At 41.5% G+C, this 26,585-nt stretch carries 19 protein-coding genes and 1 pseudogene; 6 read left to right on the forward strand and 14 right to left on the reverse strand.

All coding sequences use genetic code 11. From position 1 onward, the window contains the following. Nucleotides 1-789: 789 nt before the first annotated feature. The gene (locus HP548_RS19110; protein ID WP_099859060.1) at nucleotides 790-1,542 is read right to left on the reverse strand and encodes an SDR family NAD(P)-dependent oxidoreductase; all 753 of its coding nucleotides are present in this window, start codon (nucleotides 1,540-1,542) and stop codon (nucleotides 790-792) included. Nucleotides 1,543-2,575: 1,033 nt separating this feature from the next. After that, on the reverse strand, nucleotides 2,576-3,181 hold the full coding sequence (locus HP548_RS19115) for a TetR/AcrR family transcriptional regulator (protein WP_175382532.1): 606 nt from the start codon (nucleotides 3,179-3,181) through the stop codon (nucleotides 2,576-2,578). Between the two features lie 84 nt (nucleotides 3,182-3,265). On the opposite strand from HP548_RS19115, the gene HP548_RS19120 reads away from it, so the two are divergent. Beyond that, nucleotides 3,266-4,156: a nuclear transport factor 2 family protein gene (locus tag HP548_RS19120; RefSeq protein ID WP_246318125.1), complete on the forward strand. Its 891-nt coding sequence runs from the start codon at nucleotides 3,266-3,268 to the stop codon at nucleotides 4,154-4,156. A 171-nt stretch (nucleotides 4,157-4,327) separates the two neighbouring features. Further along, the gene (locus tag HP548_RS19125; RefSeq protein WP_175382533.1) at nucleotides 4,328-5,509 is read left to right on the forward strand and encodes a YhgE/Pip domain-containing protein; all 1,182 of its coding nucleotides are present in this window, start codon (nucleotides 4,328-4,330) and stop codon (nucleotides 5,507-5,509) included. Nucleotides 5,510-5,984: 475 nt separating this feature from the next. Here HP548_RS19125 and HP548_RS19130 read toward each other — a convergent pair whose 3' ends face one another. Together HP548_RS19130 and HP548_RS19135 are read right to left on the reverse strand one after the other, a co-directional pair. Further along, the gene (locus HP548_RS19130) at nucleotides 5,985-6,587 is read right to left on the reverse strand and encodes a DUF7010 family protein (RefSeq protein ID WP_175382534.1); all 603 of its coding nucleotides are present in this window, start codon (nucleotides 6,585-6,587) and stop codon (nucleotides 5,985-5,987) included. 855 nt (nucleotides 6,588-7,442) lie between these two features. Beyond that, nucleotides 7,443-8,102, reverse strand: coding sequence for a nitroreductase family protein (locus HP548_RS19135; protein ID WP_099859067.1), 660 nt, complete (start codon nucleotides 8,100-8,102; stop codon nucleotides 7,443-7,445). Between the two features lie 209 nt (nucleotides 8,103-8,311). Here HP548_RS19135 and HP548_RS19140 point away from each other — a divergent pair, with 209 nt between their 5' ends. Next, complete coding sequence (locus tag HP548_RS19140) at nucleotides 8,312-8,674, forward strand: winged helix-turn-helix transcriptional regulator (protein WP_076288747.1); 363 nt, start codon at nucleotides 8,312-8,314, stop codon at nucleotides 8,672-8,674. 435 nt (nucleotides 8,675-9,109) lie between these two features. Here HP548_RS19140 and HP548_RS19145 read toward each other — a convergent pair whose 3' ends face one another. The 6 genes and pseudogenes from HP548_RS19145 to HP548_RS19175 form a co-directional block, all read right to left on the reverse strand. Next, nucleotides 9,110-10,213 carry a GerAB/ArcD/ProY family transporter gene (locus tag HP548_RS19145; protein ID WP_099859068.1) on the reverse strand — a complete coding sequence of 368 codons (1,104 nt, stop codon included), beginning with the start codon at nucleotides 10,211-10,213 and terminating at the stop codon, nucleotides 9,110-9,112. Next, nucleotides 10,200-11,399 (reverse strand): Ger(x)C family spore germination protein, encoded by a 1,200-nt coding sequence (locus HP548_RS19150; protein WP_076288750.1) that lies wholly within the window; start codon nucleotides 11,397-11,399, stop codon nucleotides 10,200-10,202. Before HP548_RS19150 ends, HP548_RS19145 begins: the two co-directional genes overlap by 14 nt. Next, complete coding sequence (locus HP548_RS19155; protein ID WP_099859070.1) at nucleotides 11,396-12,919, reverse strand: spore germination protein; 1,524 nt, start codon at nucleotides 12,917-12,919, stop codon at nucleotides 11,396-11,398. Before HP548_RS19155 ends, HP548_RS19150 begins: the two co-directional genes overlap by 4 nt. 149 nt (nucleotides 12,920-13,068) lie before the next feature. Then, nucleotides 13,069-13,335 (reverse strand): annotated as a pseudogene (locus tag HP548_RS33410) (hypothetical protein); the annotation flags it as partial. 488 nt (nucleotides 13,336-13,823) lie between these two features. Continuing rightward, the gene (locus tag HP548_RS19170; protein ID WP_175382535.1) at nucleotides 13,824-14,738 is read right to left on the reverse strand and encodes a phosphotransferase; all 915 of its coding nucleotides are present in this window, start codon (nucleotides 14,736-14,738) and stop codon (nucleotides 13,824-13,826) included. A gap of 745 nt (nucleotides 14,739-15,483) precedes the next feature. Beyond that, the gene (locus HP548_RS19175; protein ID WP_076288753.1) at nucleotides 15,484-16,248 is read right to left on the reverse strand and encodes a YheC/YheD family protein; all 765 of its coding nucleotides are present in this window, start codon (nucleotides 16,246-16,248) and stop codon (nucleotides 15,484-15,486) included. A gap of 202 nt (nucleotides 16,249-16,450) precedes the next feature. Here HP548_RS19175 and HP548_RS19180 point away from each other — a divergent pair, with 202 nt between their 5' ends. From HP548_RS19180 to HP548_RS19190, 3 genes are all read left to right on the forward strand, one after another. After that, nucleotides 16,451-17,260 carry a DUF6492 family protein gene (locus HP548_RS19180; protein ID WP_076288754.1) on the forward strand — a complete coding sequence of 270 codons (810 nt, stop codon included), beginning with the start codon at nucleotides 16,451-16,453 and terminating at the stop codon, nucleotides 17,258-17,260. Between the two features lie 17 nt (nucleotides 17,261-17,277). Beyond that, nucleotides 17,278-18,654, forward strand: coding sequence for a sugar phosphate nucleotidyltransferase (locus HP548_RS19185; protein ID WP_076288755.1), 1,377 nt, complete (start codon nucleotides 17,278-17,280; stop codon nucleotides 18,652-18,654). Between the two features lie 814 nt (nucleotides 18,655-19,468). Continuing rightward, on the forward strand, nucleotides 19,469-20,794 hold the full coding sequence (locus tag HP548_RS19190) for a PepSY domain-containing protein (protein ID WP_175382536.1): 1,326 nt from the start codon (nucleotides 19,469-19,471) through the stop codon (nucleotides 20,792-20,794). A 226-nt stretch (nucleotides 20,795-21,020) separates the two neighbouring features. Here the strand turns inward: HP548_RS19190 and HP548_RS19195 are convergent, their stop codons facing one another. From HP548_RS19195 to HP548_RS33940, 4 genes are all read right to left on the reverse strand, one after another. After that, a complete protein-coding gene (locus HP548_RS19195; protein ID WP_175382537.1) occupies nucleotides 21,021-21,995 on the reverse strand; it encodes a phosphotransferase enzyme family protein in 975 nt (324 codons plus the stop codon). A gap of 125 nt (nucleotides 21,996-22,120) precedes the next feature. After that, the gene (locus tag HP548_RS19200; RefSeq protein WP_175382538.1) at nucleotides 22,121-22,387 is read right to left on the reverse strand and encodes a CD3324 family protein; all 267 of its coding nucleotides are present in this window, start codon (nucleotides 22,385-22,387) and stop codon (nucleotides 22,121-22,123) included. A gap of 281 nt (nucleotides 22,388-22,668) precedes the next feature. Next, the gene (locus HP548_RS19205; protein ID WP_175382539.1) at nucleotides 22,669-23,028 is read right to left on the reverse strand and encodes a hypothetical protein; all 360 of its coding nucleotides are present in this window, start codon (nucleotides 23,026-23,028) and stop codon (nucleotides 22,669-22,671) included. Nucleotides 23,029-23,519: 491 nt separating this feature from the next. Next, complete coding sequence (locus HP548_RS33940) at nucleotides 23,520-26,543, reverse strand: S-layer homology domain-containing protein (protein ID WP_175382540.1); 3,024 nt, start codon at nucleotides 26,541-26,543, stop codon at nucleotides 23,520-23,522. Between the last annotated feature and the right edge of the window lie 42 nt (nucleotides 26,544-26,585).

A 26,585-nucleotide genomic window follows, 5' to 3' on the forward strand; every position in this document is an offset into this window, starting at 1 on the left:
CCAGCAACTTTTTTTTCACGATTTACACCCTCCGACTGGTACTATTTTCCTAAGTATCATATCATACAATATCTGATAAATAAATATATGGTTACCATTTTCGAGAATTAAATTATCTTTAGAATTCAATAAAAGAAGACTCATCAACGCTATGCTGTTAGGAGCTCAAATAACCTTTAGATTTCTGGAATCGATATACCATTAACCTTATCTTTCAAAGGTTTAGACACTTTATTAATTCTAAGATAAATCTTGCAATGCCCGCCTAAGATTGAATAGAATTGATCCTCCTTTCAAGAATCGACTGGCTTTTGCCTAATTATTAAGATGGAAATACCTTGGACGGATGCCAAGTTTGTCAACTGCGCAAATCGGCAATATCTTCGCCGTTAAATTCAGAACGATTAGGTTCCCATCTACTCTTACACGCTCAACAATAATGCCACTTTAAGATTGTAATCCCTCTAAGTACGCTCTACCGTTAGTGTAACCTGCCTTAGTTTAATGAATTGAAGGGCAAGATGACCATTAGATACACGCCTAATCGGCAACAGGAACATGTTCTAGTCCTCAGCAGCTATTTTCAGTCCGATATTTCGCCTTTTTAATACCGAGCAACCGTGTTTAACCTCTCATCTTGTCAGTTGTCACATAACAATGTGAACATTTTCATGTATTATGGTACTTAATAAAGCTTTAAGTACAAGTAATTAATGCTTAGATGTACATCTAATCGGCAATCGGACTATGTTCTTGTCCATTCCGGCAATAGGTACAAGTTCTTTTCACTCATCTACCACCACTTACGGTAATGATTTCCCCTAAAATATAATTTGCTACATCTGATGCGAGGAAGCAGATGACTTCTGCTATTTCCAGTGGAGTTGCAGCACGTTTCATTGGGACGGATGCTACTAATCGTTCGAGGCGGTTATCTTCAGGGGCAAACTTATCATGAAATGGTGTTTCAACAATTCCGGGGGCGACTCCATTTACAATAATCCCATATTCAATAAACTCCCTAGACATTCCAACTGTCATCGTGTTTACTGCACCTTTTGTTGAGGCGTAGTGGATACTTTCGCCCGAACCTCCAATACGAGCCGCTGCCGAAGAAAGATTAATAATTTTACCACTTTTTCGTGAAAGCATGTCTTTTAATACCGCCTGTGAACATAGAAGGATACTTTTTACATTCAACGCATAGGTATCGTCCCAAAGTTCCTCGGTCATATCCATGAATGTGCTCTGTTTAATGCCTCCACCAGCGTTATTTACCAATACATGAACGGCTCCATAAATCGAAACAACCTCTTGAACCATTACCTCAACTTGGTCTTTCTTAGTAACATCTGCTTGGACAGCTATACATTCACCACCCAATTCTCGAATCGCAGTAACTGTTTCTGTTGCTCCCTTTTTGTTTGTATTGTAGTTGATGACAACGTTTGCCCCTCTAGAAGCCATTAATTGCGCCGTCGCCCGACCAATTCCAGAACTGGCTCCCGTAATGAGAACAATTTTCCCTTGTAAATCTTGCACAATCTCTACCTCCCGACTGTATTCTTTTTAATATTTTTGGATATTATTATGCATCAAGCGTGGGATGGAACATTTACCTTGCCTTTATTTCAAGATTACTGCCCTTTAGTTTAACAAAAAAATGGAGCAACATCCGCCCGCAGAATCCTCCATTTTTTGTTACGCTATAGTTTCCTGATTGCGTTACATTGTTTATTGACAACCTTAACAACTATTTAATCGGTAAAAAATCAGTACATAATTTTTTACTCTTGTTTATCTAACCATAGAAAATGAAATGGGAATATAAAATTTTCTATCCATTATAGTTCTTCGTTGTATAGAGCTATACTCCGTGCTGCACAACTCTAAGTCTAATTCACTTGCTCTTCCAAAGATCTGACTCGTAGTAGCTCCATCAAGGAAAACCAAATTTTTTAGCCGTTAGTTCTACGATCTACAACAGCTATTTTCAGTCCCAAATTGTTATTCTTTAATACCTAGCCGCCAGCGTTTAACCTCTCATCATATGTTTAAGTGGTTAAGGTCATTTTATATAGATTATAACGTTTACCATTGTTACGCTAACTTGCCAGTTAGCTTAGTTAAACAGATAAAGATTCTCATTAACATTGACCAAGTTCTTAACCGTTTCAACCATTATAGCCCATTTAGAAATAATCATGCTGGCACGCTAACATGGGTTAATAATAATACTCTTATTGAAATGAGTAGTTCTCATTTTAACAAAAATACCATGATGCAATAAGCCTCTACTATTAAGTAAAAAACAAAGGATGCCAAACGCGAAATTAACGTATTGGCATCCTTTTAAATTTATTGATATTCGTAACCGTCTAAAAAAACGCAATGTTCTCCATGAATATGAAAATACCGCTAAAGCGTTATTCAACAACGCTTAGACGGTATCCAGTAATTGTTCTTGATTTCAATATCGGGGTGGTCGGCTGAGACAGCATGACCAACCAAATCGTCGTTGGCTTTTCGTTTACGCCCTTTATTAGTGCCTGTGCTCCCTTTACTCTCGCTAATTTTATTCCTCTACGGCGATGCCGGCAGCTCTTAAGTGCCCATAGGCAACAATTTTACTAAACTGAGATGAAACTTCATCTGCAGGAAGGGGTTTATCGTTTTTAATCCACCAAATTACAATGCCCATGAAAGCCGATCCGAGGTATTCGATCAGCAATTCCTTGGATATCGCTAGTGTGGAGTTTTCCTTAGCAGGTTTCCACCCCTCAATTAATTTATCATTAATGATGTTCTCCATTTTCGATTGAAACTGATAGATTCGATTCTCTTCAATTAACATGGAACGGTAAAAGGTCATACTTAGGGAAATATGCTCCAGTACAGTTTGCATGACTGTCTCGAGTAGAGAAATGCTGAAAAGATTCATGCTGATCGGACAAAGAACGACTGCATCCTTTAAATCGCTTAACAGTTCATTCATGCATGTATCTAATAAATCAGGCTTGTTTTGGTAGTGGAGATAAAAAGTATTTCGATTGATCATAGCCCGATCGGCAATATCCTGGATCGTAATCGCCTCGTATCCTTTTTCCTGAATAAGCTCATAAAACGCCTTTCGAATCGATTGTTTCGTGCGCAGTATTCTTAGGTCGATTTTTTTATTCATTGTATTCGTTCCCCCTAAATTTATTTAGGTCGTTAAGCGACAAAGTTTTATGAAGTTGTCTGTTATCCATCATAGCTAAAAATATTGAATATTGAGCGTTATATTAACCACTATTATAATAAGCATCAGATAAATAAACAACGTTCTGTTCATTATTTATCTAATGACCAAAAAAATTCCAAGGAGGATTTACCAATGACATTCAACCATCAAAATGAGCTTGTTCGTAAGACAATCGCCGTGCTGGAAAGTTTTGAAAGCGGCAATCCCGAAGCGATTACGGCTTACGTTCATCCAGATCAATATATTCAGCACAACCAGGCCTTACTCGATGGTCGTGAAACCATGCTTGGTGCTCTTGATCATTTAAAGGGAATTGGTACTAAGGTAAGCATTAAGCGGGCTTTAGTTGACGGAAATTATGTGGCTCTTCATTCTGTATATCATTTTCACGGCCCTAAAATCGTATTTGATATCTTCCGTTTTGAGGATGGGCTAATCGTTGAACATTGGGACAATTTGCAAGAGATGGTGGAAAAGACACCAAGTAATCATTCAATGATTGACGGACCGGTTACGATTAAGGATATCGACAAGACGGAGGCCAACAAAGCATTTGTCAAAAGCTATGTTGAAAACATCTTGCTCGGAAATAACCCTGATCTGCTTGCCTCTTACTTTGATGGAGATACCTACATTCAGCATAGTCCTCATATTGCAGACGGCCTTTCTGGTCTTCACGCTGCTTTGCAGGCTCTGAAGGAGAAAAAAGTTGAGTTTCAATATACTCATGTCCATCAAGTTATCGGGCAAGGCGATTTTGTTCTTACCGTGAGCGAAGGTCAATTTGATGGTCAACATACTGCTTTCTACGATTTGTTCCGCGTACAGGATGGAAAGATCGCTGAGCATTGGGACGTTATCGAGGCCATTCTACCGGAAGAAAAACGGAAAAATACGAACAGTAGATTTTGAAGTTTGTGTAGCTGAATCGCAAGAAAGACATCGCCAAATTTATTTACGGTGATGTCTTTCGCTTCACGAATGTACTTGAATGGAAAATTTTAAAGTCCAATGGATACAGGAGCGTTGCTTCAGCAACGCTATTTTTGTTCAATGCAATGAAGTGATGAGGGGAAGAGAATCATGAAAATATTGACACAAAAAATGATGTGGATCGGATTAGTGCTCGTCCTGATCGTGCTGACCGTATTCGGGGTAGCGATGATGGGATCGGTGCTGGGATCGAAGCCCAAGGAGCTTCCAGTGGCCCTCGTTATCCTTGACCGGCCGGCGGATCTGTCGACTGGAGGAACGATTTCGTTTGGGGAAATGATTCGGGAAAAGTTGGTGTCAGACCCGGCAATGCCGTTCGTATGGCATATCGTGGATTCCGAGGAAACGGCTCGGGAAGGATTGGATAAACGCGAATATTACGGAGTGATAGTGATTCCGGCGGATTTGAGCAGCGGTTTACTCTCGTTAGCAACTCCCTCACCGATTCATCCTAATGTGAAGATCATCGCCAACGAAGGGATGAACAGCCAAGCCTCGTTGGTCGTAAGACAGACCATGAGGCAAGCGATGCAAATGATAAGCGAGGAACTGTTGCAGCTGCTGCTTGAGCAGATCGGGCAGCAAACGGAGCAAATTCCTGTTGACTCGGCAACAGCTTTAATGACACCGGTGACCGTTCAGGAGGACGTCGTGCATCCACCGGGAGTGAATAATGCGTCGGGGAATGCGCCAGGTTTGTTGACCCAGATCATGTGGATCGGCAGTCTGGTGACCGGGATAGTTTTGTTCCTGGCTAGCCAGAAGGCAGTCGCCGCGGGTTCAAGGAGATGGACAGTAAGTGCGCTGCAAGCTATCGTGGGACTTGCGACCGTTGGTATAGCGTCAGGCTTCACCGTATGGATGGCTTTGTCGTGGTACGGCATGGAACTAGCGAACGCGAGGGAGACTTGGTTCTTCTTATGGTTGGCTGGATCGGCGTTCTTCTTGTTGCAATCTTCATTACTCAATTGGATCGGATTTCCGGCTATGCCTCTGCTCGTACTGCTGATGTTCTTCTCCATGCCGCTGCTGAACATGGCTCCGGAGTTCTTGTCGCAGACAACGCGAGATTGGATCTATTCGTGGACGCCACTGCGGTTCACGGCAGAAGGGCTGCGGGAAGTGATGTACTTCGGAGGACTGGACGCGGTCGGCTCAAACGCCTTCGTTTTGTGGGGCGTCGCCGTGGGATTTTTGGTCCTGCTGCTCGCTTCCGGATTTAAGGCCGGTCGAACTACAGATGCGCCCCCTACTTCTGTTACAGGAGATTAAAATATGGTAAGAACAAACAAAGTTGTGTTGTCGGTATTTGGTTCGGTTAGTGTGGTTCGATATTCTCCCTCATGATACTATTTAGATAATTACCTAATACGAAATGATACCAAGTTTTTGTCCCTCGACCGTTCCCTACCCTTTGTGGTGTGTACGATATCATCGATTGAATTTCTCCTTTAGCACTATCATGCTGATAAGGACATAAGCATTTATTAAGTATCGATTCATTTTTACTTAAATGGTAATACTCAATTCTGCTGGAAGAACTGCTGTAATCAATGAGCCTGTGTGAGGAAATTGTATCATTTCGAGGGAGCTTAACAAAAGCAGCCGATCACGATGATCAGCTGCTTTATCTTATTGAGCTATCGTTTCCCGTTAATTGAATACTGGCCTTAATACGACTTCTTTACCCTAAAAGAGTCTCGTGGACTCCATGAAGTTAACTGATTCAGCAGAGCATATCCTTTTCCTATTTCTTCAATTGCTTGAGCATGGTTATCCAGATCCTTAAACCTGTCACCCACAGCGTCAAAGCAGAACCGAAACCGATAAAAATAGACCTCGCAATCAGAGATACATCGCCCAAAGTGGTATTCAGTGGTATAAACAAAGAAATGATGCCTAGAATACTGAGCACTATACCTGTACCATAATAAAAATTCTCTCGAAACAATCGCGCTAAAGGAAAAAAATGGACTCCGACAATGATAGCCATGATCGGGAAAAAGACTTCAAAGCGATCAAATAAGTTACAAAGCACACTTGTAATCAAGATTGCCAGACCTTCTAAACCACAGATCATACCAAATTTCCGGTTAATTTTATTCCTCATTTCCCTCTCTTTCGGTGTAGTGACATGGTTCACGTCACGTGCTTTCCCAATTAGCGAAATAGCTCCGATTAGCAACGTTAATGTCACAATACCTGAAAGAACAAGCAGCCAAGGAGCTCCCAGTTTATTTGAACCAATAATACCAATTGCAGACCAAAGGGCTCCAAAAAAAGTCATGAATATTACTCCATTTGCAGCTCCAAAGACAGCAGCTTTCGGCAGTTTTACTACATATCCCATCCTAACCATGTCTCCTACAATTCAAATTTTAACCACTTTTAATGTACCATAAATTCTCTTTTTGAAAATGCAATGTTAAATTGCTTCTCCACACTTAGTGAAGATTAATCTATGGTTCTATACATGGCTAACGTATTAAATTGGAACTATCCTGTACGTTTAGGATGCAAATACTAAGCGTACAACCCCTTTACAGTTGCATGCTCTATTTTTTATGTCTTTGCAAACCCTAAATATCCATATACTCCTCAACCTGGATAAATACTGATTTCCAACTACAAGTCGGAAACTGTACTTGTTGATACTCAAAATATTATTACATTGAGACCATATGAAGCTAAGGTTAATTTATACACAGTGTAATCAAATTTTTTAAAGGTCTTCCACACCATACTGTTCAGCGAGCCGAAGGCCAGTCTGGGGACAAAGCTTGCCGTTCGTGCGATTTCTGAGGGCCTGCTTCAAGATGCCAGCAACAAGCTTCGAGTAACGATCGTTTCACCTTGGATCCACACAATTGGATTCCCTGGACGCCATAAATGACTCAGAGATGAAAGCCAAACTCGAAGCTTATCAGAACATTGGGTTCTCCCCCTACTCTATCGCTAAAGCTATTGCGTTCGCAGTTGAGCAACCAAATGGCGTGGATGTAAGTGAAATAGTGGTCCGCCCCACAGCGCAAATGTCCAGGGACATCCTCATTAATGATCAATAAGGATCAGGTACCACCTCATTACGAAGTTTCTTGATCTCCGCAAAAAACTTAAAATGCACCTCCAATTGTTAGTAGTGGTTAACAATTGGAGGTGCATTTCATATCCTTTAGCTTCTTTTATATTACATAAATGATTAATATCAATCCTTAGGCAATTCATTAAAGAAAGCGACATCTTCTATCGGTAATCTTACCGTCCGGTGTCCGGGCTTCACCGCCTTGCCGATGGCGATAAGCATAACAGGAGCGTATCTCGCCGGAATATCAAACTCTTCTACAAATTTTACTTGGTCAAAGCCGCCCATCGGGACCGTATCATAGCCTTTTGCACGAGCGACAAGCATTAGCTGCATGGATACCAGTCCACTATCAATAAATACTTTTCGGAGTACATTTTCTGGAGGCATACTCGCGAACAGTCTTTGGTATCGCTCCACGAATGAATTAGCTGTCTCTTCAGGCATGTACCCCGCATCGACCGCCATCCCGTATACTTTCTCGGCCAATTTATAGCCTTCTAAATCTCCGAGTATCGCAATGACAGCTGAAGCCTCAATCACTTGCTGCTGGCTGTTGGCGATCAGAAGCAGTTTTTGTTTTAGCTCCTGCGAGTCGATGACGAGAAATCTCCACGGCTGGAGATTGGCGCCAGAAGGAGCCAGTGTAGCTAGCTGCAATATATCCTTCATTTCGTCCCGTGAGATCTTTACTTCGGAATCATAGTACCTTACAGATCTCCGATCTTGAATAACATCAAAAAACTGCGCCTCCACCTTCTGTGACGATTGTTCAACGGACATGCTTCTCTCCTCCTCATAATTTCCTTGCCCCAAGTTGGCACAAGATATTCTAAATAATTTGTAGTCGACCTTCAAAACAAATTCAACCATTGCAGTTAAATGAGCTTAATTGTTACTATAAATTATTTAGTGTATACTTTAAAGTAGACACATTATTTTTATATAGCTCTATAAATTAGACTAACTATACTATAGTAAGGGATGATTTTGTGGATATAAGCAAAGAGGACGAACAATGTCTCATCTCCATTCGCGAGGCGTTGGAGGTTGTTCGCGGAAAATGGGCTATTTTGGTACTCACCTTACTTAGTCTGGGTCCGCAGCGATTTAATCAGATGCGAAGATATTTAGACAATGTCAGCATCAAGTCTTTAACGGATGTCCTGCGTCATTTTGAGCGGCATGAAGTCATCAACCGTCAGGTGTTCCCTACCTCACCTGTTACTGTTGAGTATTCGCTAACAGATAAAGGAAAGGCGTACATACCTGTACTTCGGGAGATGCGCATATGGGGTGAAACCTGGGGAGGAACATCGGAAGGCGTTAATGATGACGAAACCCCGCTTGGGTAAAGTCATAGTTTAGACTGGCTCTTAAAAATGAAACGGCAACAGCTAGGGAATCAGAAAATAAAGTCTTCGTTATGGTCTTAATACAGTATTAAGTTCATGTGATTAATGTTTAGATGTGCATCTAATCGGCAATCGGACTATGTTCTTGTCCCTCGACAATTTTCTATCTATATCCCCTTTATTTGATTAATACGAATAATATATTACAACCAAAATAATTCTTTCAACTTAAATCCTATAAGCCTACGAAATCCATTAGTATGGAGATTAACTTGGTGGGTTTGAATTTATTGTTCAGAAAAATGCTGATCCAATCAGTAAATCCCAATAAGGCAATCACTAAGAAAACTACAATTTCCTTTTTTGCGTTACGTTTATTAATCATGATAAACAGACAAATCCCCAGCACTGTTATAAAAAACACAATAAACCAGATCATGAGGTCGTCTCCCTCATGGATTTTTTTCTGCTCCTACGTATCCAAGTGACAATTAAAAGCAATAGTGGAATGAATACGCTATAGATTAACGTATATTCAAAATCATATTTTTTGCTGAATTCGATATTCTCCACTACATTATCATATCCCAGAGCCAGACCTGAAATAAGCAAAATGAGCGCAAGCGTTATCCAAGATCTATTTTTAATCCGGAAGAGTTGGCATATGCCGAGAACTGAGCAATAATAAGCGATCGATAATTTTATGAAGATAGCTACTAACAAGATCAATGCAATCGTAGATTCCATATGTTCGAAAAAGGACCCAATATGAATCTCCTGCGCAATGACAAACAACGGATAGGTATCATGGGAAGCACGCGTGACACCAAGCACCCCTATCGTAAAAAACGTTGAAAAGCTTAGCATAATTGTTGCAATTACAATTGCCAAGATAAAGCTACTCTTCAATTTACTTTTAACGAAAGGAAACAGCATTAGGAAAAGCAACGATTCTAGGAATGGGAAGCCAAAGATTGAACGGGTCTCCTTCATCGTCTTCCATAGATCCATTCTAAACATTCCCTGAAATCGCCCTGAATCCCATTGAGTCAATCCCAAACAGACTATGAAGATAAACGTTACCCCCATAATGATAAATAATAACTCTGAAGATCGAGCTATGGTGTCGATGCCTTTGTATACGGCATATCCACTTATAACGAGAAACATGAGATGAAACACGGTTATAGGTGACATGGGCATCATTGCTTGTTTCATGAAATCACCCATATTACGAGTAACAAATACTGCTAATTGAATAAAGTAGGAGATATACATCAATGCTAGCAGACTTCCCAGCTTCTTTCCCGCTACTTTAATACAAATCTGGATAATCGATAGACCTTGATATTGCTTGGAGAGTTCTAACCAGATTAGGGACACTAAAATAGTGGAAGTTCCCGCCCAAAGCGGAACGATCCAAGCATCTTGCTTGGCAACATTAATTAACCCACCAGGGGTAAAAAAAAATGACGTTCCGATTAAAAAAGTTAAAGTCAGAACAAAAAATTGCCAAACCGTAATTTTACTCTGTCCCATTCCCTTCACCCTCCTTAAACGGATCGATGATTTCGCCAACATCATTAATTGTACTCCTGACGGTTAATTGCAGCTTGGTTTGAGTCCAAGCCTCACTTTGCTTCTGAAGAAAATTCCATGCTCGCCCCCGTTTATATTTGATCATATCTCCGAGTCCGAACATATCCCATTTGTTTCTGATCGCTTTCTTATAAAGATTATGGGAATTCTCAATAATCTGTTGATTAAATTGGTTTGAAATTTGAGAGACATTGTCCCAATCAAGTTTTTCTCTCTGATTATTATTCCGAATGGCAAGTTGGGCGGTAACCTCAATATTCAATACAGGTTCCCCGTTAACTAGCGACAAATGCTGCTTAGTCTTGACTTTATTAGCATACAAATCTACAAAACTGCCTTTTAAGTCGATGGACTGAAAAAAAGTATCCGTCTCACCTTTCAACATATTGTAATAACCATTTTCCCACAAGGTAATTTTCCCCACCATTCGGTCTTTATTAAACAGCGCAGCACCGGTAAGGATCAGGTTGCTCTCGCTAACATCAATGTTTTCGAAACTGCCCGTGGTATGGTCAGGTGGTTTTGCTCCTTTTAAACTGACGATAGGCAAAACCGTTACTTTAGAAGAATCCAAGTTCTCGACCAAATCCTTTACACGGGATTTCAAGCTAATTTGACCGGTAGCCTTATGTGTATTGCTAATCAGAGATCGTAAAAGCCGCCCGGGAAGTTTCTCAAGCGGAGTATATGTCTTCATAACCTCAGATAGGGGAGAATCAGTGATGAACAGATATAGGCTGGATCGCCTGTTGAACTGACGCTCATAATAGTTAAGAAAAGAGCGCATACCTTCTTTGGCATAGGCTTCAGTGACGATGTGAGACTGATAATGATCCGTAAAAAGTTTTCGAGGCAGCATATAACTTGACTTTTGACCAATTGCTCCTTTGGTCTGACTACGAAATGTATAAGTGAATACAGGAGATCCACCACTTGCTGAGCTTGAAGAAAAGGCTTCGGGATTAACAATCTGGTAGTAGACAATTTGCTCGTGAGTCTTTTTGTCCATCTCTGATCCTACCAGCCCAACAACGGCCAGTTCATTAATCTCAACACGGTCCCAGCAGCCAGTGAGACAGCTTATAGTGAGTCCACCAACTATAAGCTTCAGAAAGACAGATTTCATAGGCCCCTCCTTCTTTTCCTTCTTTTAGTCCCTTTCATTTTTGGATATTCCCTCATCCAAGGTCGTGGCACACGGATTAAAATGTCTTTCCAGTCGGATAGAGTGGTGGGAGCAACTGGAGACAAATAAGGGACGTTGAAAGAATTCATGGAAGCAAGATGCACGACGGTAAGCAGCACTGCACATAAAACGCCGAAAAGGCCCATTGCTCCCGCAAGAATTAGATAGAAAAATTGTAAAATCCGCTGAGTAATCCCGAAACTGTAAGAAGGCGCTACAAAGTTGGAGATGGCTGTAATCGATACTACAATTACCATTGCGGTAGAGACAAGGCCCGCTGTAACCGCGGCCTGACCAAGTACCAATGCACCAACGATTGAAATCGCTTGTCCGGCTATACGTGGCATACGCAAACCCGCCTCCCGTAGCACCTCAAATGTGATCATCATTAGCATAGCCTCTACAAAGGCTGGAAAAGGGACGCCTTCCCTTTGCCCTGCTATGCTGATTAACAAAGAATGGGGGAGTAGTTCTTGCTGATAGGATACGACGGCCACGTAAAGGGCTGGGACGAATATTGACAACATAAAAGAAAGAAATCGGATCCATCGAAGCATTGTTGCAATGTCTGGACTCTGATAGTAATCTTCAGGTGCGATAAAAAATTGGAAGAACGTAATAGGACCCACCAATGCAATTGGACTCCCGTCTACAAGTACACCTACACCCCCTTCCAGAAGGTGTGAAGTTATAATATCGGGCCTCTCTGTACTGAGCAGTGTTGAGAATGGAGAATAGCTCTTCTCTTTCAACCACTCCTCTACATAGGCGCTGTCCAGAATACTGTCTGTATGAATTGCGTCAAGACGCTTGCGAAACTCCTCTATCACTTCATTCGAAGCCAAATTATTCATATAAATAATTGAAATTTTTGTATCAGTCTCTGTTCCAGCTGTAACTTCCTGAATGCAAAGATGTTCATTTCGGACTCGCTTGCGGATCAGAGAGAGATTAATTGCCATTTCCTCTGTAAACCCAACTTGTGGTCCCCGTACAGTTGATTCCGTCATAGGCTCTGCAACACTGCGCTGACTGGTCTGAGAGACGTTAATCCATAACACTTCTGGAGCACCTGACACTATAATGAGGCAGGCACCTTTTAAGAGGCTGTCGATACACACTCTAAAATCACTTGTGGATGATACTGAGCTGAAAGGAATACGTCCCTTTAGGACCGCGATAATTTCATCTGTACTGAAGGATTCTTGGAATTCCTTTTTCTCAGCTAAAAATGAGAGCAGCTCATGCTCAATTTTATTCTTATCTGTTAGCGTCTCAAAAAATACACATTGGCAAGGAATATCTGAAGATATAACCATTGAATGGATAATAAGATCGGGAGGGCTATGCAGGTATTCCTGTATAGCATGAACAAACGATGCTGTATCCTCGCAGTTAAAACTTGAATCTTTGAACGATTCTGATGATTGCTGGTTCGAGTAGGAATCTTGAGTAGTCATGCTAGGTGCTCCTTAGGTGTCATCTGGAATGTTTTTTTAAATATGTCCAACAATGGGTAAATTTATACGAGAAGTCCAATGCCTAACCTAACTGAAAGAAAACACTAAACGGCGAGATTAACGTATTGGAACATTAGCCGATTAAAAAAAATGTTTTCTTCCAACAATTCAATCAGCGGCGGAGAGGTCTCTACGGCGGTTACACGGGCCCCTCGCTCCGCAAATGGTACCGAGAACACTCCCGATGCCGCGCCAATCTCCAGCCCACGAATAAATTTGTTAATCAGGGTCAATCCGGTATAGAATCCGGCAGCGACTAATCCATAGCCGATACCGAGAAGATGATGCCCATTTGTCTGCATCCTTTCGTTTTGCAAAATGAGAAACAGTCCCAGCAGAGCAATGACTATACAAATTGTCTTTTTATACCGAGCTTATAGAAGCAGGTATCATATTATAATTACCTATTTGTGTAATCGAATATGACACGATGTCCTTGTCCTCAGTTTGGAAATAAGCTTGGTTCCTTAAACAAAAACGCTATTTACGCGACATTTTATGTTATTTTCTTTAGTCACTCTACATGAATTCCAGCTATGAAACTATTTAGATACTTACCTAATCGGAAATGACACAATGTTCTTGTCCTTTTCGGCAATGGTACAATGTTCTTTTCCTCAGCAAGGGACAAGAATCTAGTTCCTTAAAACAAAAAGGCCGCTAAATAAGCGACTTTGAATGGAACAATGTTCTTGTCCCGCGACACATTTTGACAAGAACTTATACCTATTGCCGTAGCTGGACAAGAATGGCATCAGAGAAGGCGGATCGTACCTTATCGCTGCCTTTAAACGACAAAATGGTGCCGATAGCCATAGCCCCATAGCGCAACGAAATAATGAGCCTAATCCAACAGTGCCCGCATGATGTTGGATTTTGCCTCTGCCGCAATCGCTTCATTCCCGTCATCAACTGCTTGCATTAAGATCAGCATGGGGATGTATACCGCGATCAGCCGCGCCAGCAGCTTCGTTTCCTCGTCCGCTCCTCCGTACGTTTCGAAAAACACGCCGCGAGCGTAAGGTGGTAAAAAGCTATAAGCAACGCTCAAATCGCAAGCCGGATGGCCTACGTTCAGATCGCCCCAATCAATGATGCCAGAAACGATCCCGTTCTCATTCACAAGCATATTTTTGAAATGAAGATCGCCATGTAGCAGTGCATTCACCGCCTCGACACGGTCCTTTTGCAGCCTGCTAATATACGCTTCGATCACACCCGACTCCTCCGGCGACAAGTGTTCAACCACCTTCGATAGAAAGCCTTCCAATTTCACTTTGCGCGATGCTATGTCCGTCAAGTTTCGATGATCTTGCTGAACTCCGCACTTCAGCGCCGCCTGCACCGGAAACTCATGCAATCTCCGCAAAAATTTCGCCAGCGTCTCTGCCGATAAAGCCCGGCGTTCTTCCGTCAAACCGATTGGGAAATCTCCTGGCACGTAGGCATAGCCAAGAAATGGTGCCGGGTATTCGTCACTTGCTTCGCCATAAAACAACGGTTTTGGATAGGGGATGGTCATATATGCCTCCAGCTTCGGCAGCAGTTTCCCTTCCATATGAATCGAGCCAACTGCAATCGATCTTCTTGGAAACCGGAACACGTACTCGTCACCAATGAGAAAAACCGTATTGTCCCAGCCCCAGCCCAATCGCTTCACTTGCTTCGATGACAGCTGAGGGAATTGTCTGCCGATCAGCGTCCGCGCCTGCTCTTCGTTAACCTCCCACTCCGCATCCCATACATTCGTTCCTCCCATGAATTGTCTGCCTCCTCGTTCCTTACGTTATTTAGATGTTTACATTCCCTGGAAGTTACGCATAACTGCCCGTTAGTTGAGTAAAAGCAGCCATTCACAATGATAAGCTGCTTTCTTGTTGTTATAGAGCCAGCAACAACTCCCGTAAGTAAAAGCGATACTAATTTTTTTCCTTTCATGGATTGAAACCTCCTTTTCAATGTTTTTCCTAAAGTGTTGGCAATGCTGATCTTATTTTCTTTAGGTCTACTGATATAACGCAGTAGATTGCTGGAAGGTTGTGAGATTTCTGATAATATCTTTAATCTATAAGTTAGGTTTACTAACTTACTTGAAGTTTTCAAGAAAGCCTAGTGAATATTCTTTTTGACTGTCTATAAAAGTATACAAAAAAGGATCGTCAGCAATCCCTATTGTCAGTACGTTAGTTAAAAACAGCAGCCAGAATACCGGCTGCTGTTGATTACATTTCTTTTGTGCAAAAGTTTCTCGTTATCTTAATCTGCTTCTAAAAAGCAATAACATTAATATCATCTACCCTATAGCCAATAAGACCATCTCGGCAAAACGTCAGCTGAATTAACGAACATTGAGTTGTGTCTGTTACTGGCACTCTCGAATATACTATTTTAGCATAGGTTCGGAATCGAATTGGGATGAAATGCATTATTCAGAACCTAAAGCCACATTGGCGACTCTTGAGCTTGAAACCTTCTCCATCCATTCCTATGAAAAATCCAATCTGTTATTCTGTTTTTTTGGGCACAGCATGGCGGTAATATCGTATGACCTTGCGATACATCTTCTTGTCCTTTAATTGATTGAATATAAATGGGTCCGGTTTGACATTCACCTCTATAATCCAGGGTTTCAGACTGTGGTCAAGGCCGATATCCACACCGATTTGCATTAGATAAGGGTACTTTTTTTTCATATGACGAGCTATGCGCAGGCTAAGCTCATTCATCTCCTGAACCAGTTCATTCCTGCGTTTTGTGGATGCATGCGATTGTAGCAGCTTGTGAATATCCATCGGGGTTCCACCACTATGATAATTGGTTACGATTTTCTTTGGATGACCCAGTCGGCCGATGATTCCGGTAGCTTCCCAATGTTTGGTAGGGCTTAGCTGTATCATGACTCGGATGTCAAAACGTCTGTTATTGTGCTTAAGCAGATGGATTCCTCTCTGAATCAGATAACTTCTTTTATGCACCAAACGAGTCAGACTGCTATAAAACGATTCAAAGCTGTCAAACGTCAGGCGTTTTTGCTCTATCTGATAGACAAAATGTTGATGACTGTCCATCTCGGCCTTAATAACACCCATCCCGAAAGTACCTCTCTCGGGTTTGACATAGACCATTCCATATTTGCTGATCATGGATTTCAGATTCGTTTTGTTATATTTCTGTGTGTCGGGGATATACGGTTTAATTGATTCATTATTAATGATCAATTTTGTTTTTAACCACTTGCTTCTTAACGGCTGCAATTTATCAACTCCCATGTCGTAAACTCTCCCTTCAGCAACCGCATCAAAGCTCGCTGTTTGATCAAGATCCTGCATGCATTATATGTAATACCGATAAAGGAACCCTGAACAAAAGCCCCTATTCGTAAAAATGTATATTTGCACATGCCCTGACCAAAACACTTTTGCACACATACCATATAATAAGTCATCACGATTTGTGCAAGGAGTTGAGAAGATGTCCGTCCAGCGTGGAATCCGGTTGAATAATGCGCCTAAGATTGATGTTCTTATACCAGCGATCGAAAAAGATTTGACTACCCTTCCCCTCGTCATCGATAACATTCGCCGTTATGTAAAACATCCCATTGGAAGCATATATATTGTTTCTCCGGTCAGCACCAAAATCAGAAAACTTTGTTCCCGTAAAAACTGCATTTTTGTTAATGAGCGATCCGTCCTGCCTATAACCAAAAACGAGATACACTACCAGTCCTCCCGGTGGAATCGGTCAGGCTGGTTATATCAGCAGTTGCTCAAAATGAACGGAGATTCCATTGTGAAGGCAAAATACTTTCTAGTCATGGATGCGGATACCGTACTGATTAAACCTCATTCATTTCTTGTAGAAGGCAAAACAGTATTTTACTGCCGTGACTGGAGCCAGCCGGAATATTTCAATACCTACAGCAAGTTGTTAGGCATGAAAGCTCCGCGTCCCCGCTCTTTTGTCACCCATTATATGCTTTTCGATAAATCTAAACTCTCTGCCTTGAAACAGAAAATTGAAGCGGTTCATAAACTGCCATGGTACAAAGCGATCATCTCCAATATCAATAAGAAAAAGCAGTTTGGTTTCTCCGAGTATGAAACGTATGCCAATTTTATGTACACGAAGAACCCAGGCAGCATGGTCCTTAAAAGTTCCATGAATAAAAGTCTGAATGTGAACGCTTCTTCGTTAAAAGAGCAACAAATCCGTAATCTGGCCCTTAAATACCGTTCTCTTTCCTTTCATAAACGGAAAATCTATAGTAAAGCTCCCTGAGCTTAAGGAGGAAGCCCATGCATATCGTACTGCTGTGCGGTGGCTCTGGCAAAAGGCTCTGGCCGTTATCCAATGAGCTTCGCTCCAAGCTGTTCATAGATATACTTCCATCACCCGCTGGAGGTAGGGAATCCATGATCCGCAGAGTATGCCGCCAGCTTGACAGTTCATCCCTGACGGATTCAACGCTCATTATTTCACATCAGGATCAGGCTAATATTACGGCTCGACATACTCAAGGCAAAATACCAGTCATCGGGGAACCATATAAACGAGGCACTTTTACTGCGGCGGCCTTAGCGACGTTATATCTGCAATCCTTCCGAATGGCCAAAGATGACGATGTGATCTGTATCGCGCCAGCTGATGTGTTCGCAGGTGAAGATTTTTTCAGCAACTTCCAATTACTACCGGACATCTTGAAACATTCTCAAGCCGATATTGCTTTAATTGGGACAAGGCCTACACATGCTTCAGAACAGTATGGATACATCCTGCCGGGTGAGGAAGAACATGCTTATGCGCCCATAACACAATTTATAGAAAAACCCGAAGCCACCATTGCTGAAACTCTGATACAACGTGGGGCACTATGGAACTGCGGTGTGTACGCGTTCACCGTCGAGTTTATGATATCCCATATTAAAAAAATGGGGCTTCCGGTTCATTATGATCAATTGTCATCCCTGTATGAAGCGTTGCCTGAACGCAGTTTTGACAAGCATGTTGCAGAAAAGGCTCAGCGGGCCGTAGTCCTGCCTTATAAGGGAGTATGGCAGGATATCGGAAGCTGGGATACGCTGTGCGCACAGTTAGATTCCCATGTAATCGGACACGGTGGAATCTCGGGCTCTTCCTCCGACTCCTATATTATTAACGAGCTTCCCTACCCCATCCAAGTCATTGGCGTGCCAGGTATTATCGCTGCCGCAAGTCCGGACGGCATACTCATTGCCAACAAAAATAATTCAAATGAAATTAAAGCGCAATTAGGCAACTTGCCATTAAAACCGATGTATGGTGAAGCAACCTGGGGCAGTTATCGTGTCATCGAGAGTTCGGTAGAAGATGAGAGTACAACTGTAACCATATTAAACATAACGGTTCTACCGGGCAAACATATCGGGTTGAACTGGCACAGGGCAGGATGTAGAGCGTGGATGGTACTTGCAGGCAGCGGTCAATTGCTTATCAACGGACAGGTCACACAGATGACTCTGGGCACTCAGTTCGCGATGATCTCGGAGAGCGTCTATTCTATTTTCGCTGAAACCAGGTTGGTCTTCCTTGAAGTACAGATCGGCGAACCCGAGGATGAGAACAATATCCTTTTTGAAGAAGAAGACTGGAATATAATCGTAGAACGTGCAGGATCGTATAACTATGGAGTGTAAATTGAACCGTTCAAATCTTAGCCCCGTCCATTCGTGGGGGCTATTTGCTTTGCCTATCAAACGAAACATGGGGTAAAACCAAATATCAGTGTGCTAGGGAATATGTTCTTGTCCCTCGACAATACTACTATATTGAAAGGGTACTCTTCGACATTGAAGAGTTTATCACTCACGCGACAGAGCAAACTCAATTTGTCATCATTATAAGGTTTACCAGATCAAATGCTAAAAACATTGCCTGCCCCGTATTTCATCTCATAATTGGTAAGATCAATTTGCATACCATTACTATCTAAGTGACGCTTTAAAGACGTATCTTCACTCACTGCTCTTTGAAGATTTATTAGGGATTTGGAAAATAGTCGAATTGAGGACAAAAACTTGTACCGATTCCCATTTACTTTCCCATCTCTTGAAATCGCTGACTTATGGGATAGTTATAAAAAGTAGTTAAGTTAATTGAGTAGTGATAGTAAAGTAAATGAGACGTTTATTTTCGGGATAAGTTAATCCCCCCTAGACCACAATTCAGCAGATCGTAGGCAAAGTTTTTATCTATGTTCCTCCTCATTAACTATGAGACACTTGTAGCCGTCACTGTAGGCGTTCCTGAAGAGATAATTCAAAAATAGGAATCTAACGCCTTAATGATACTATTTCCCACCTCTAATTTGCATTTCATCAGCCTCATGCATGATGAGTTGGCGCAATGGACTAGGAATTTGTATTGGTAAAATTTACTCATTAAACTGTGTTCTCATCTTTGTTAAAGTGGATAAGCATTATGAAGACAAAGACGGGAGTTTTAATTGACATGAACGTTCTTACCAAATCCATCATCGGCCTGCTTTGCGTGACGACATTAGCAGGCGCGTATTTCAGTTATACCGAGCATCAGGATAATCGACAATGGAAGCAGCAACAACAGCGCAATACGCAATACTGGTCGCATATGCAAGCGATCTACCTGCGCGATTTCGACTATGCGCTTGCGGAATCTCTTGCGGCATCTACGATTGCGGATCGGCAAGCAGCACTTCAATCTGCAATTGAACATGCCAATTTTATTTTGGAATATGTAAGGATCGGATCCGTTACAATGAACTTTCCATCTTGGTCCTCGTATGAGTCATTTATCACGGACGGCAGCCGCTACTTGGCCTATCCTGCCAGCGAGAAGGGAATGTCGCTCAACCCAGATCAATTAGAACAAATTCAACGCTTGAGAACGTTCGCGAGGATCGCTCTACCGTATCTCGAGCAGATGAGGAAGAAAGCTGTTGATTCCTCTTTATCAGATATACAACAGATTTCGACCGAAATGGAAGAGGCTTTGTCTCAACTTGACTCGGTCTTTACGTCCGGCAATAAAGCCTTTAACGAGTTCCTGTACAACCAGAATCCTTACATACCTCTGAAGCCAGGAACCGTGTTCGCCGGGGAAACCACGTATAAGGCTACGGAGCTTGCGGCCAAAGCGAAAATTTTCATGGGCGAGGCTTGGAATAAAGGAGTAGGTAAGCAAATCGTCCACATGTCCTCCGGCGGAATCGGCCCCGAGTTCGGAGAAGTCATGGATTTCAATTTATCGGACACCGATGGGAAATCAACCAGCTCCTATATTGCAACACTGAGTAAAAGCGGACACGTGCTCCAAGTGAGACGCAAGGGCTTGATCTCCGAAAAAGGAGATGTAGAGCAATCTATGGACTTAAAGCAGGTTGTCGCGGTTGCGGATACCTGGATGGCTCGCTGGTCTGGCGAACGTCTGACATTAGTAGGGAAAGAGATAAAAGAAACCTCCATTTATCTCACGTATATTCCGGTCCGGGAGCAAGTTTCCATTCCACAGATGAAAGTCGTATGGCAATTTGATCGCCATACCGGTGCGTTAAAGCGCTTTGATGCGTCTAAGTATTTTACCTATTACAATAAAACCTTCCCCATTCACCCGAAGCTAACAGCGGAGCAAGCCTCAGCGAAGCTTGGTCCAAAAGTTAACGTTTCGGGTAAGCCAAAGCTGGAGCTCCGCAACGACAAGCTCGTATATGCATTTCCCGTCACTGGGATTGAAGGCGTTTCTCATGTATACATAAATGCCCGCACAGGCGCTGGCGAAGGCATTAATTACAACTTTTAATCACAATTGAAAAGGCAGCCCCACGAATACCTTTGCTGCGGGCTGCTTTAATTTTGCGTGTCAATCTTGGCTCACCTTCATTGTTACTTACTTATGTCACCGAGAGCCCAACAAAAAATGAGAATCGGTTACCTTCTTAGAGTAGGCAAGTCATAATCCCTAATTTAAAGACCATCCTTTGTGGGATGGCCATTCCTTTTCTGGCTGTGTTAACGTATCGTACCCGTTAACACAAAAAGTCCATATCAATATAGGGAGTGTTATTTAGCAAATTTTCATAGTAGAAGCGTCGGGCTTGCTCATCCCATTCGCTCCAATCAGGAGCGTTAAAATCTCTGCTTCTATAGAACGCGGCTAATACTCTAGCTTGCCTTAAATTAATAAATAATGGGATTTGGTTTAACCAACCTTGACTCACCGTATTTTCCTTACAATAGCCGTTTAAGAAGTTGCAATAGAAACGCTTTGCAATCTCCTTTCTTACATCTCCAGACACAACCCACGGAATAGGGATTTCATAGAATAATGGAGTAGCAATATCAGAAACAAACCAGCTATATTCCGAGTCGTCATAATCAATAATAAAGGCATTGTCCCCATCATTAAGATAATTGCCAGGGCTGATATCCCCATGAATAAGACCGTACGTATCTTTTTCCTTGGCTAGAGCGCTAACTTCAGTAATTAAACGATCAAAGTTATCGTGTAATTCTAACGGACAATACTTCTTAAATGAGGCTAATAGGGCATTATCATTCCATTCATAGCGTGAATGTTGGGACGAATAATGAAGTGAAAACTTATGTATTGTACCGACCATTTGACCGATATTCTCATAAAATGTATTGCTCTCCTCGGCTATTACTGCATTTTTGCCGGGTGCTTTCTCAAAAGCTGTCACAACAAAGGACTCGTCAATGATATGAATAAGATCCCCTGATAAAGACTGAATGGGCCTTGCTACTTTCATTCCGCAATCAGCCAGGAACATGATAAAATCTAGTTCCGCTCTTATTAATAATTCATTTCGATGTGTGACATGGGCAATTCTTAAAATAACTTTTCGATCTCCAACTACCCCGGAATAAACGAAATTTTGAAATCCATTTAATTCGAAAATGGAGTCTTCACGTATTCCAAAACATTGTGCGGACTGTCTCAATATATCTTGTGTGTATAGTAGTTTAATCTTTTTATCCATATTACCTCTCCCCTTCATTTTCATGGTAACAAAAGGTGCTGCTTGAAAATATACTGAATTTGATTCAGAATCAAATTCTACACAAAAAGCCACATCAGAAAGCTCGATGTGACTTACAAGTGAATCTATTTTCTAGAGTAAATGATTTTCTTAATGCTTTCGTAGGAAAGACTGAATTCATTCGAGAGTTCATCGATCGACTTTCCATTGAAATATGTTTGACGGATCGTTTCGTTTCTTAGACTCAGCCGTTCTCTACTCCCCGATTTTTCTCCCCATTTTTTGTGCAATTTTTCAGGGGTCGGGACATACACCATGCGGCCGTGAATGTACTTCTGAATTTCTTTTAGCAACTCTTCCGGAAAGATATTGTCTGCATTTACATATTTCATGATAGCTCTGCTCCTTAAAATTTTTTTGAAATTTAAGGGAGCAAAGTCATTCTATAAACAGTAAACATCATGCCAGAGATGATTCAGCGGTTAAATTTCTTTGTTCTCGCTCCACACAAACAACCGCCGTTGTTTATAGAATAGACTTTGCATGGAGCAGATTGTGGATTTTCTCATCAGTTGAAACCCTCCCTCCCAAAATTATAAATGTAACGCATTCCCAAATATTCGTAAATACTAGTTCTCGACTATTTCCTGCACCGCACAAATACCCCGATAACTCAAAATCGGTTCAGGGGAACTTTGGGACATATATTATATTCGTGACCTAGAACTACGACCCCTTTTTCGAGGTTTTTTTTCTTTTTAAGAAGGTAGGTAGATTGAGAATCATCAAAACGAAGCAGTACATTGTCATTTTGCATCATGCGGATCTGTCCTTTTCCAACACGCCCAGCAATTAGCTGGCTGTAAGAAATGTCTGGTTTCCACAACTGCCATATCCCGATGAGCAGCCCTAACAACGCAATCGCTCGTGGCACCTTTTCGATAATATCATAAGTCGCGAAATGCTTTTCCGCCCCAAAATAGACGTTGTAGCCACTTGTGGCTATGAGTTTTAATAATTCATCCTTATTCAACTATCGATCCCTCCTCCCATTTATCTTTTATTTTTCTTTTCAAAATGAAAGGCACAGGAAAGTCTCAACTTCTTACATATGATCTTACGATAACTAGTAGAAATCTCCAATACATTCTCTACCATTAATTGATTTTGACTTCAGTGATTAAGCTGGTTGCTGTGTCAAAGAGAAAATGGCTTTTTCGGTTGATCGAGTCCGTGTATGCGAAAGGCTACATCGAGCAAAAAGGAAAATAAGCGTTTGCGCAGCCCTTTTATAAGTGCATGTGCTCAATGTTTAGACATACATCAAATCGGCAATCTGACTATGTTCTTGTCTATTACGGTAATCGGTATTAGTTCTTGTCGTTTGCTTGGGACAAGAACTTGTACCGATAAATTAAAAAAGCCGCTAAAATAGCGACTTTAATTTATCCTCGACAATCCTTATGCAAGTGTGACGCGACCTCCGAAGCTGTCAGCGGCATCGTTTATTAATAGAGTAAATTACTAAAGAATCTCTGCATGCTCTAGCAGACGAACGATCATTGCAGCAACCTGCTCTCTCGTAATTTGATCTTTTACGGCTAACTTTCCGTTAATACCCATAATAATTCCTTCTTGTACTGAGGAGGCAATATCATTTCTAGACCAGATGCTAATTTGAGCTTGATCGCTATATTCGCCAAGGACCCTATCCATTTCCGAGTCAGATAATACCTTTTTTGAATCAAGATGATGTAACACTCTCGCTACAATAACCATAGCCTCTTCTCTCGTAATTTTCTGAGTTGGACGATAAGTAGTATCTGGATAACCATTCATAAAACCAAGTTCCGCAACTGCAGCTACAGCATCCGAATACCATGCACCTGTAACAACATCAGTATAATTTAGGCTACCTGATGTCTCCACCAGCCCGAGAGCCTTGCTGATAATAGTAGCAAATTCAGCTCTTGTTATAGCACGTTTCGGTTCAAACGTTGTTTCATTCACGCCACTCAGTATAAGTTTGGAAGATAATGTATCAATTGCTTTAAGCGACCAGCCGGAGACGTCTGTAAATCTAGGCTGCTTGCGAATCAGCATGTAAGTGCCTGATCCGTAGCTTGTTACCTTAGCATAATAGCTTTGGTCATTTATTGAAATTGCCGCTGTCACTGGGCTTTGTACTCCGTTATCTAGAAGCTTTAACACGGCTGACGGCAATTCCCCCGTACCCGTGGAGCCAAGCACGATAGTTCCAAGCTCTTGTAAATGTAGTGAGTTATCCTCATTCTGTGCCAATAGATCAATTGTAATCGGAACTCCAATTAACTGATAAGCACCCTTTTGAGCTTGTTCCTTAGCTTGAGCAAACATTCCTTCAGATTCATGCTTTATGCTAATTACATATCTGCTGTGATTGGTCGCTAGCATTTGCTTTAATTCCTGGCTGCTTAGTAAAAATTGTTGGCCCGTTGTTTTAAATAACAGACTATTGCTGTTAGCAGCAAGCTTATCTAGCGCTTCATTGGACACGATTAGCTGAGACTTTGAGTATGTCCCCATTAAGCTCACTTCTATCGTCTGGTTTTCATGTGTTTTGCTTAAGTGAGTAAGCTGCGCCTTGCTTAACAGAATCTCAATAGAGCTTCCTTGAACATGGACTTGACCTGTAAACGCACCCTCAAGCTCATCTTCACCAAACTTTATCATCACATCTGCTGACACTGGATTTTCGGTAGAAGCAACCTCAGATGTATGTCCTGTACTATGACTCGGCTCAGGAATGGTACGATAAATAATGGAAGCACTTGTGGCTTCTGAAACATTGCCTGCGCGATCGATGAATCGGACATAAACCGTCTTGCTGCCTTCTCCTGCTGACAGGTTGTAACTCATGCTTGGGCTGTAGGCTTCTTCTGTTGACCATGTCACATTGTCATCCGAAAATTGTACACCCACGACATCCGTCACACCTGCCCCTAAAGTAAATTTAAGGGTTACCCCTTGAGATGTTGCATAGGCAGCTCCTCCATTAATCGCAACTGTTCCTGTTGGTGCTAAGGTATCAAGAATAATTGTTGATGAATATATCGGAGAAATATTTCCTCCCCCGCTAATTAGCGTAACCGTAATCTCTTTCTCTTCATTCGTATTTCCTACATTAATAACAAAGCTGTCGATATATGGGATCGTCGTTGGTGTTGAACTATTAATCATATATCTGATGAAAGCAATGTCGTTTACACCTACATCTGGAGTTATTGCAACGACTACATTCGCGTTATTCGTGTAGACGTTTCCATTATTAATAAGAACAGAAGCTGTTGGAGGCTTCGTATTCAACAAAATACTTCTCTGAATCACACCAATGTTGCCAAAGCGATCAATAAGTCTTACAAAAACGGTTTTATCTCCGTCTCCCGTTGGCAATGTATATCTTTTGCTTGGGCTGTAACCTTCTACTGAAGACCAATTATTATTATCTGCTGAAAATTGCATACTCACAATTTCATTAGCACCTACATCTGTTGTAATAAGGAGATCAACCTCGCGCTCTGTTGTATAGGCAGCACCACTGTTAATCGTTAAAGTACCAGTAGGGATAGTAGTATTCATTGAGAAATTCCAAAAATAAAGCGGAGATATATTGCCCGCTGCATCTATTAATTCAACTCTTACCGATTTATCACCGTTATCCGATCCTACCCCAATTGAAAATTGTGAATAGTATAGCTGAGTAGTTGATACTTGAGACGAATTAACAGAATACCGCATCCTAACGATATCATCCACGCCTGGATCTGGTGTAATTGTAACATCTACAAATTGATGATTCGTGAAGTAGCTTCCATTATTTATAAGAACGGTTGCAGTCGGAGGCGTTTTATCTATTTCGAATTGTAATGTTTTTGAGAGGCTTCCATCAGTAACGACAAGTGTATAAGAACCCTCAACAGTAATTGTTGTTCCACTTGAAAAGGAAGCTCCATTTAGTGTAGCTGTACCTATGTTAAATTGCGGCGTTACATTTGTATTATATATACCGTCATTAACAACACCCGTTATTTCGATATCCTCAATTTCAGAGTATGTAATATCAGTCGTTTGTATATAATGTTCCTTCGTTGGTATATCGGCACTGCGTGCTTCTTCGGCAGAAAGTACAGAAAGGATAAATGTTGCAGTAGGATTTGTTTTTAGGCTTTCCTCTGATATGTGGCTTGTAAAGTCAAAGGGAGCAAGGGTGGGCTTAGGGTGAATTTCTGGGATAGTATGATTTAATAAATTAGTCAGTTTGGATTGAACCTCTATTGGAGAACCGTATCCCCCCTGATAACCTAAATTAAGATATCCAAGGCCCTCATCTTCGTACATTATCTTTCCTGAATCTATTCCTTCATAAACAATTGTTGTATCCTCTAATGCATAGATAGCTGACGAAACGATATTAGCAGATGCTGCAGTTTGATGATTAAAAAAAACGATGAATACCATACTAACGATTGCAACGAATAAACTTCCGGTTGAAACCACTCTCTTTCTCACCACATACACTTCCTTTCTCAGATCTAGTTACTGTTTAAAAAT

This window comes from Paenibacillus taichungensis (assembly GCF_013359905.1).
In the GTDB taxonomy this organism is placed as follows: domain Bacteria; phylum Bacillota; class Bacilli; order Paenibacillales; family Paenibacillaceae; genus Paenibacillus; species Paenibacillus taichungensis.

Excerpts from the sequence above, each read along its gene's own strand:
- HP548_RS19135 (WP_099859067.1), bottom strand. The coding sequence starts at position 8,102 with ATGTCCGTTGAACAATCGTCACAGAAGGTGGAGGCGCAGTTTTTTGAT.
- HP548_RS19180 (WP_076288754.1), top strand. The coding sequence starts at position 16,451 with ATGTCCGTCCAGCGTGGAATCCGGTTGAATAATGCGCCTAAGATTGAT.
- HP548_RS19190 (WP_175382536.1), top strand. The coding sequence starts at position 19,469 with ATGAACGTTCTTACCAAATCCATCATCGGCCTGCTTTGCGTGACGACA.
- HP548_RS19195 (WP_175382537.1), bottom strand. The coding sequence starts at position 21,995 with ATGGATAAAAAGATTAAACTACTATACACACAAGATATATTGAGACAG.
- HP548_RS19175 (WP_076288753.1), bottom strand. The coding sequence starts at position 16,248 with ATGGGAGTTGATAAATTGCAGCCGTTAAGAAGCAAGTGGTTAAAAACA.
- HP548_RS19115 (WP_175382532.1), bottom strand. The coding sequence starts at position 3,181 with ATGAATAAAAAAATCGACCTAAGAATACTGCGCACGAAACAATCGATT.
- HP548_RS19125 (WP_175382533.1), top strand. The coding sequence starts at position 4,328 with ATGAAAATATTGACACAAAAAATGATGTGGATCGGATTAGTGCTCGTC.
- HP548_RS19200 (WP_175382538.1), bottom strand. The coding sequence starts at position 22,387 with ATGAAATATGTAAATGCAGACAATATCTTTCCGGAAGAGTTGCTAAAA.
- HP548_RS19130 (WP_175382534.1), bottom strand. The coding sequence starts at position 6,587 with ATGGGATATGTAGTAAAACTGCCGAAAGCTGCTGTCTTTGGAGCTGCA.
- HP548_RS19155 (WP_099859070.1), bottom strand. The coding sequence starts at position 12,919 with ATGACTACTCAAGATTCCTACTCGAACCAGCAATCATCAGAATCGTTC.
- HP548_RS19145 (WP_099859068.1), bottom strand. The coding sequence starts at position 10,213 with ATGGGACAGAGTAAAATTACGGTTTGGCAATTTTTTGTTCTGACTTTA.
- HP548_RS19185 (WP_076288755.1), top strand. The coding sequence starts at position 17,278 with ATGCATATCGTACTGCTGTGCGGTGGCTCTGGCAAAAGGCTCTGGCCG.
- HP548_RS19150 (WP_076288750.1), bottom strand. The coding sequence starts at position 11,399 with ATGAAATCTGTCTTTCTGAAGCTTATAGTTGGTGGACTCACTATAAGC.
- HP548_RS19170 (WP_175382535.1), bottom strand. The coding sequence starts at position 14,738 with ATGGGAGGAACGAATGTATGGGATGCGGAGTGGGAGGTTAACGAAGAG.